Raw genomic sequence first — 1,381 nt, 5'->3', positions numbered from 1 at the left:
TTCTGGCCCCGGTGTGAGCGAAATCTTCTCAATTAGGCCACGCAATGTCTCCGCTGCTTCCTGTTCGCTCTTCCTTGAGATTGAGCGCCTTGGTCAGGGCAGAAACTTTCTTTGCATAGATCGCCGAGGCGCTTGGCAGAACGTCCGCTTTGTCCTGAGGCGCATCGGCCAGCAGGGTGTTCAGTTCGGTCTTGCGTGCTTCCAGCATGTCCATCTCAGCCTTCATGCTCTCGTGGAACATCCCGGCCTTGATCGCTTCGATGATGCCACGGATCTGCTTCTCGATCTTTACCAGTTCAGCCTTCCAGGCTTCGCCGCTGGAGCGGCGTTCCCGGTTCAGTCGGTTTGTCTCTTGGGCATAGGCGCGCATCGCCTCCTCGACGATCTCGGGGGCCATCATGCGGTCCTTCAGGCCGGAGAGCACGCGGGCTTCCAGATCCTCACGCAGGATCGTGCGGCTGTTTGAACAGGCACCCTTGCTGATGTGGTTCGAGCAGGCGAACCGATCAGCGCCGCGAAGCGAGTAGGGGCCTCCGCAGCAGCCACAGAACACCAGGCCGGACAGAAGGGACTTCGGGCGACGTGTGCCGTTCAGACGGTTCTTCTTGTGATGCTTTTGCACGGCCTCTGTGACAATGATGTATTTCTCGGCGATCTCACCTTGTCGAGCGCGGACGGATTGCCAGAGTTCGTCATCTACAATGCGCAGTTCCGGAACGTCCTTGATGATCCATTCCGATACAGGGTTTAGCCGCGAGACACGCTTTCCTGTTGAAGGATCTTTGATGTAGCGGAGACGGTTCCAGATCAGACGGCCGATATAGAGTTCATTGTTCACCAGTCCCGTGCCGCGCTTTACATGGCCTCGGATGGTCGTGTCGTTCCAGAGCTTGCCAGCCGGTCCGGGCACGCCTTCTTCGTTCAAGGTGCGGGCGATCGTGCGCGGACCGACGCCGGCGGCAAACTCGCGGAAAATCCGTCGCACGACATTGGCCTCGGCTTCATTGATCTCACGATCGCCACGAATGGGGTCGCCACGGGAATCCAACTGCTTGATAACGTTGTAGCCGAAGCTGAGCCCGCCGCCTGACTTGCCCTCTTCGACGCGGCCACGGATGCCACGATGCGTCTTTGCGGCAAGGTCTTTCAGGAATAGCGCATTCATCGTGCCCTTGAGGCCGACATGCAATTCGCTGATCTCGCCCTCGGACAGCGTGACAATCGGAACGCCAGCAAATTTGAGGTGCTTGTAGAAGGTGGCGACGTCAGCCTGGTCGCGACTGATGCGATCCAGTGCCTCCGCGAGCACAACGTCGAACTGGCCTGCCTGCGCATCCTGAATGAGCGCCTGAATGCCGGGACGCAGGATCATACTTGCGCC

The 1,381-nt window shown here is 58.9% G+C and carries 1 protein-coding gene; it reads right to left on the bottom strand.

The window, feature by feature from the left end; translation table 11 throughout:
• Window positions 1-28: 28 nt before the first annotated feature.
• The coding region (locus JNC77_RS17540; protein ID WP_374834796.1) for a recombinase family protein at window positions 29-1,381 on the bottom strand (1,353 nt) is incomplete at its 5' end.

Source organism: Paenochrobactrum pullorum, from assembly GCF_041929845.1.
Classification (GTDB): domain Bacteria; phylum Pseudomonadota; class Alphaproteobacteria; order Rhizobiales; family Rhizobiaceae; genus Paenochrobactrum; species Paenochrobactrum pullorum.
The sequence above is the reverse complement of the archived record's forward strand: the minus strand, read 5'-3'. Positions and strand labels throughout refer to the sequence as shown.